6 protein-coding genes are annotated in these 5,822 nt (G+C 44.0%); all 6 read right to left on the minus strand.

Going from position 1 to position 5,822, the window contains the following annotated elements:
* Positions 1 to 313 precede the first annotated feature (313 nt).
* Positions 314 to 1,276 carry a coiled-coil protein gene (locus EO98_RS10210; RefSeq protein ID WP_048138722.1) on the minus strand — a complete coding sequence of 321 codons (963 nt, stop codon included), beginning with the start codon at positions 1,274 to 1,276 and terminating at the stop codon, positions 314 to 316.
* 31 nt (positions 1,277 to 1,307) lie between these two features.
* Positions 1,308 to 1,931: a hypothetical protein gene (locus tag EO98_RS10215; RefSeq protein ID WP_048138729.1), complete on the minus strand. Its 624-nt coding sequence runs from the start codon at positions 1,929 to 1,931 to the stop codon at positions 1,308 to 1,310.
* 143 nt (positions 1,932 to 2,074) lie between these two features.
* Positions 2,075 to 2,365 carry a DUF424 domain-containing protein gene (locus tag EO98_RS10220; RefSeq protein WP_048138723.1) on the minus strand — a complete coding sequence of 97 codons (291 nt, stop codon included), beginning with the start codon at positions 2,363 to 2,365 and terminating at the stop codon, positions 2,075 to 2,077.
* 177 nt (positions 2,366 to 2,542) lie between these two features.
* Positions 2,543 to 4,648: a minichromosome maintenance protein MCM gene (locus tag EO98_RS10225; protein WP_048138725.1), complete on the minus strand. Its 2,106-nt coding sequence runs from the start codon at positions 4,646 to 4,648 to the stop codon at positions 2,543 to 2,545.
* Positions 4,649 to 4,772: 124 nt separating this feature from the next.
* Positions 4,773 to 5,531, minus strand: a complete 759-nt coding sequence (locus tag EO98_RS10230) for an RNA methyltransferase (protein WP_048138727.1) — start codon at positions 5,529 to 5,531, stop codon at positions 4,773 to 4,775.
* Between the two features lie 30 nt (positions 5,532 to 5,561).
* On the minus strand, positions 5,562 to 5,822 hold a 261-nt coding region (locus tag EO98_RS10235; RefSeq protein WP_235284786.1), incomplete at its 5' end, for a 4Fe-4S binding protein.

Below are 5,822 nucleotides of genomic sequence, written 5' to 3' on the forward strand. Positions count from 1 at the left end.
AATAAGATGTACTTTTTTTGGGGAAACTATTCTCTGGCTTAATTGGCAGAAAAAATGGAAAATAAGTTCCAGTTAAAGAGTGAGTTTAAGAGGACCCTATAAAAATAAGAGTCTTACTTAAAAATAAGAGTCTGACTTAATAATAAGAGTCCGACTTAAAAGTCAAAACTATATCTTTAAAGCAGAAGATTATCTCAAAAGTGGGAACTGAAGTTTTAAACTAGAGTTCCCGATGAAAAGATACGTCTAATAAAGACTTTTTACAACCGGTTTTCCACCGCTGATTTTATTTTTTGCTCTTGTTTCTGCCTTCTCAGTCGTTTGTAGAGAACTTTACATCTCCTTTCTCTATGAGGAGTTTAAGGTCTTCGAGGCTGAGGCGAGCATTTTTCTGCAGTTTTTCACGAGCATCGCTGTGCTTCTGGCTGACTTTATGCTCATCTTTGGTGAGTTGAATGTCTTTTAGCCTGTCAAGGTCTGACGAGAGTTCCTTTCGGCTGCCGGCGATGCTGTTCTTGAGGGGATCTATTTTTTCTTTAATGGAATTTATGTTCGCAATTTTATCCGTAAGCTGGGCATGGTACATATTTGCTTCTTTTCGGATTTCGTCTGCTGCCTTAAAGTTTTCGAGCATTTCCAGGTGGCATGCCTGAGATTCGTCCGAAAGTTCCTGAATTTTTTCGTGGAACTCGTCCCCTTCTTTATGAATTCCTTTGGATTCCCTATAACTTTCCTGGATTTGGGCATGAAGCTCATTTGCCTTATTTGCAGCTTCAAGGCGTTTACTCAGATCGCTTAATTTCTGGAGTATCTTGATTTCCACTTCAAGGGGGAGTTCTTTATTAAATAGAGCGTCCAGTTCAGCTTCATAAGCCCTTGATAGGGATTCTACGCTTCCATGAGAGAGTTTGTTGCACTCATCACGCTGTTCCTTGAGTTCCGCAATTCCTGAAAAAAGCTCCTGGGTTTTGGAATTTACGTCGCTCCTTTTTTCCTTGTACTCTCCAATTTGCTTATTAATCTCGTCCCGTCGGTCTCTAAGTGACTGTGCTTTTGCAACCCTTTCCTTAACCTGCTTGTTCAGAGAGTCTCTCTTTTCTTTCAATTCGTCGATATCGGTCCTGTTTATTTTCAGTTCCTTAAATATCGAAGCCAATTGCCTTTCACTTTTCTCTATCCTGCTCCTGAGCTCGTTCACCTTGCTCTTAAGCTCCCGTTCGTTTAGGTTTGAAAGGTCGGCCGTTGCAGTTTCTGCTGTTGAAACGTCGTTGTTCATGTCTTACCACCCACGTGTTTTCCGAAAACTGTTATACTTTTTGTTTTTCCCAGTAACTCAGGGCTTCTTCGTGACTTTTTATTTTGCTGCTGAGCCATTTGTGCTGGGGTTTATTTTTGGAAATTTCACTGTTCTTGTTTCCATCATCCTCTTCAAGTTGTTTTTCAGACTCTGTTATCTCTTTTAGTTCCAGGTTTGAGTTTCTGGCGTCCTCCATTCTGGCTCTGGTTTGCAGGAGAATGCTTTCTCCGACTCCCTCTTCCCGGACGAGTTCTTGCAGGTGTTCCATAAAAGAGTCTTTTAATTTCTGTTCCTCTTCGGGTTCGATCTGTCCTTTGAGTTTTTTAATATCTTCCTTTATTTTATCAGCAGTTACGGTATCCAGCTTCGGAAATAGCTCTTTCTCGAGCAATCCCTCTGCCTGATGGTAATATTGCTGGCGTTTTTCCGTCAGTACCTCTTTTCGCTCCGCCATACGGGTTCTGGAAATTTTGGCAGTTTTTGCATCTTCTTCAAACTGGGTCAGCCTGCTGTCCAGTTCTTTAAACTCCTTTCTATATTCTTCCAGAAACCTGTTGTGTTTTTCCACAACCCCGGAAATCAGTTCCCCTTCGGTCAGCATTCTGATCCCGGCTTCTTCAGTATTTCCGCTCACAGTATCACAATTTTGAAATTTTATTTTTATAGGTTTTATTTTTATCCGGCTCTGGTAGGGCCAGCCCGGAAAATTAAACCGGGAATTGCCGTATACCACTTTTTAGCCGTTTACACAAACAGCGTGAGATATAAGAGTTTTTTTCAAACTCTGAATACCTGAGCATGTGGTACGCCGTCGATCATGATAACGGAGTCAGGATCGATAATCCCGCACTTTATGGCGCATTTGATTGCTTTTTCCCCGAAGAGATTTGCAGTCATAGCTTCTTCCAGAGCTTTCTGAAGCTCTTCCTCAGAAACAGACTCTTCTCCATAGAAAGCCTTGCTGATCTCTACTACGGCGTTGCCATGTTTCAGGGTTTTTCCGAGCAATTCTTCATCACAGGCTGCAACAAGCCTGCGCCCTTCATTTTTATAAATCTTTAGATACATATTTTCCCTTTTTAAGTAATACTTCGCCCTTTTAGTATTTACAGCTTAACCATTTCTCCCTTTTAGTATTTACAGCTTAACCATCATTATTTTGTTTGCTGGTAGGCTGCTCCTGCCTGTGGGACGTGTGTTACGCAGCAACTTTTTTAAGGGTCGAAATATCCACTGTTTTTTGACTTAATTAATGAGTCTGATATGGGCCTGGTCCGGAGAAAGAATGTCCCCTCTCTGCTTCATTTTCTTTATATATTCCTCTGCACGCCCTCTTTCTATCCCGTGCTCGTTTTCAGCTTCTGCATAAACTTCTTCGAGAGGGGCTTTGGCACCGGTATGTCTCTCACTGACTTTTTTAATTATGTCTTTGAGGAGTTTTATTTTATTTCTCTGGCTCATGCTTGTGCCTGAAGCAAGTACATCTGCATCAAGAGCCCCCGTTTCAGGGTCAACACCCACGTTTTTAAGGCAATTCATGGTGATTTTTATAGTCCGTTCTGCATCTCCCAGAGTGACTATATTGCTCAGGCGTACTCTTGCACTGGCTTCAGAGAGGCGGACCAGCGCCTCAAGCTGCCTTGCTGTCACAGGTACAGGCGTATTCTTGCCTTCTCCACTCTTCCTGATGTTCGTATAGAAGTTGATAAGATGTTGTCGTGCATCTACTTCCATTACAGGGTACACATTTTTTCGCGCATATGCAACGTACTTCCGCATAATTTCTGCTTCTATCACAGGCTCGATTACTTCCAGTTCTGCATCCACAAAAGCTTCTGTGATCTTAGAGCCGGGAAGCTTCTGCCGCTGTTCGGAGAGTTCTCCTGCATAATGCGACTGAAGGATATGGTTTGCAATCCTGCTGTCCAGGGCATGGTTTGGGGTGTCGAGCAAAACAAAGATGAGGTCAAAGCGGGAAAGCAATGCCGGGGGCATATTTATTTGTTCAGCGAGACCCTCATAACGGTCAAAACGCCCGTATTTTGGGTTTGCAGCTCCGAGGAGAGCGCAGCGGGACTTAAGGGTAGCAATAATTCCGGCTTTAGCAATACTTATAGTCTGCTGTTCCATTGCCTCGTGCAGGGCGCTCTTATCCTCTGTCTTCATTTTGTCCATTTCGTCAACCGCAGCAACCCCCATGTCAGCCATAACAAGGGCTCCACCCTCGATTGTCCACCTGCCGTCATTCATGTCATCTTTAACGGCAGCAGCAGTCAAACCGCTTGCAGATGCACTTCTCCCTGATGCAAAAACGCCTCTTGGCGAGAGTTTAACCACATAACGCAGCAGCTGGCTTTTTGCAATTCCGGGGTCGCCTACAAGCATCATATGGATATCGCCTCTGATCCTCGAGCCGTCAGGAAGGTTTTTCACAACTCCTGAAAAAAGCTGGAGGGCAAGGGCTTCTTTGATATCTTCATATCCGTAGATAGAAGGTGCGATGGAAGCTATGATTTTGTCATAAATTGCCGGGTCACGGGAAAGTTCAAGGATCTGTTCCTCGTCTTCGGGAGTTATTTCAAGTTCGTCATAATCTTTGTCCAGGTGCTCGATAGAATTTGCTTCCAGCACCAGGTCATAGAAGGTGGATTTTCCATCTTTGAGGGTGCGCTGCCTTGATTTCAGGACTCCATTAATGATGACGCGGTCTCCGGGGGTAACATTACCGGTGAGGTCGTCTTCGGCATCCACTTCCAGGCTCTGCGGTTGCGAACCTCCTTTCAGGTTTTCCGGAGATTCCTGGATCTGGAGTTTCTGGGCATCGATAAAAGTAGAATCTTCAATTGCAACCTTAAAAGGCCCTTTCTTTCCGCAGGTCTCATCTTCACAACCTGCAAAGGGCTCCTCGAACTTGAAACTGTTCTGTTCTACAATGGTGAGGTGCCCGCATCTCAGGCACTGGAAGGCGGCTTTAGTAATCCTTGGCCTTACCTCTGTGGCTTTCCTTATCATACCTTCGATTGCAACAAAGCGTGTGAGGTGTTTACTTCTCAGTTCCCTGATAGGAATCCTGTTCGGGATTTTTATAACCCTTACATGAGCCTGTTCAAGACTCTTTTCTACAGGAAGGTCAATTTCTTTCAGGGCAGCTTCGGCTGCACATACAAGTTCTCCGGGGTGCTCAAGAAACTCTTTCGAAAGCTCCCTGTCAAACTTCTCGATATCTGTAAAATCCACTCCAAGACTTCGCTGGTCCGGATATTCGTTTGCAAGCTGAAGGATCTCATTCCAGTAGTAGTCTTTAAAGAATCTTTTTAGTTTCTCGTCCCACTTGCTTTCTGTCTCGGTCATGGCGTTCTCAAAAATACTTGGCTTTTATGTAAAATTTTCCTTTCTTATCCGGTTTCTACTTAAAAACGATCCTAAAAAAAGTTAAAAAACGTACAATAGATTCTGATGTAAAACAGGTTTATTATCATATGAACTTTTCTATACTTTCCGAATCTTCTGCTTTCTGCAGGTCTTCAACCTCTGCTGCAAATCCCATCATTCTCTCTGTTTTCCTTATTATGCCCCTCAGAGTCTGGACCTCTCTCGGGGTCAGCCCGGCTCTTCCGAATATCCTCCTCAGCATCAGGGAAGTTTTGTCTTTTTTGTGAGCCGGATAGTCTATTTCCTCAAGCAGTTCATCCATATGCCCGTACATAAGCTGCAGGTCAAAGCCTTCAGCAAGCGGATTGCTTCCTCCCTCCAGTTCCGAAAGCTCGTAAAGCACAATTGCAATCGCATGAGATAGATTCATAATTGGATAGATCTCTGAGGTCGGAACTGTAATGAGCATATCAAAGCCTTTGAGTTCGTCGTTTCTGAAGCCGCTATCTTCACGCCCGAAAAGGACTGCAATAGTGCCGCTGTATTCTTTTATTTTTTCTTTGAATTCCCTGACAGTATAAAGGGGAAGGCGGATATGTTCTCCTCCTTTCAGGCTTGAGACTCCTGTGGTCCCTACGAGCAGGTCTGCACCTCTTACGGCTTCTTCAAGGGTTGATGTAACTCTTGCACCTTCGAGCACATCCCTTGCGTGAGAAGCCATGGCTCTTGCCTGTCCCTCTAGCTCACAGGGGTTTACCAGAACCAGGTCAGAATATCCAAAGTTTTTCATTGCTCTAGCAACCGATCCCACATTTCCCTGATACATGGGTTCCACAAGCACTACGCGAATTTCAAGTGACAAATTTCTCAATCCTGACTGTGTTTTTTAAAATTAGTTTTCGAGGGTAATTGCATCTGCCATACAGACAGTCACACACATTCTGCACCCCAGACAGTAAGAAGGGTCCTTCAGAACACAAACCTTTTTACCATCTTTTTCTTCTATGGAATAAATCCTCGGGCCTTTAGGGCAGGCGGCCTTACATGCCCCGCAGCCTGTACATTTCTCTTCATCAATATAGATTTTCATATTGACTGTGTTCCAATTATTATTACTGTCTCTTATACACATCTGACGCTGCCGACGATCTAC

The organism is Methanosarcina sp. 2.H.T.1A.6 (assembly GCF_000979455.1).
Taxonomy (GTDB): Archaea; Halobacteriota; Methanosarcinia; order Methanosarcinales; family Methanosarcinaceae; genus Methanosarcina.

What these genes read in the sequence shown, in the direction of transcription:
- EO98_RS10220 (WP_048138723.1), bottom strand. Translation starts at nt 2,365, where the DNA reads ATGTATCTAAAGATTTATAAAAATGAAGGGCGCAGGCTTGTTGCAGCC.
- EO98_RS10225 (WP_048138725.1), bottom strand. Translation starts at nt 4,648, where the DNA reads ATGACCGAGACAGAAAGCAAGTGGGACGAGAAACTAAAAAGATTCTTT.
- EO98_RS10210 (WP_048138722.1), bottom strand. Translation starts at nt 1,276, where the DNA reads ATGAACAACGACGTTTCAACAGCAGAAACTGCAACGGCCGACCTTTCA.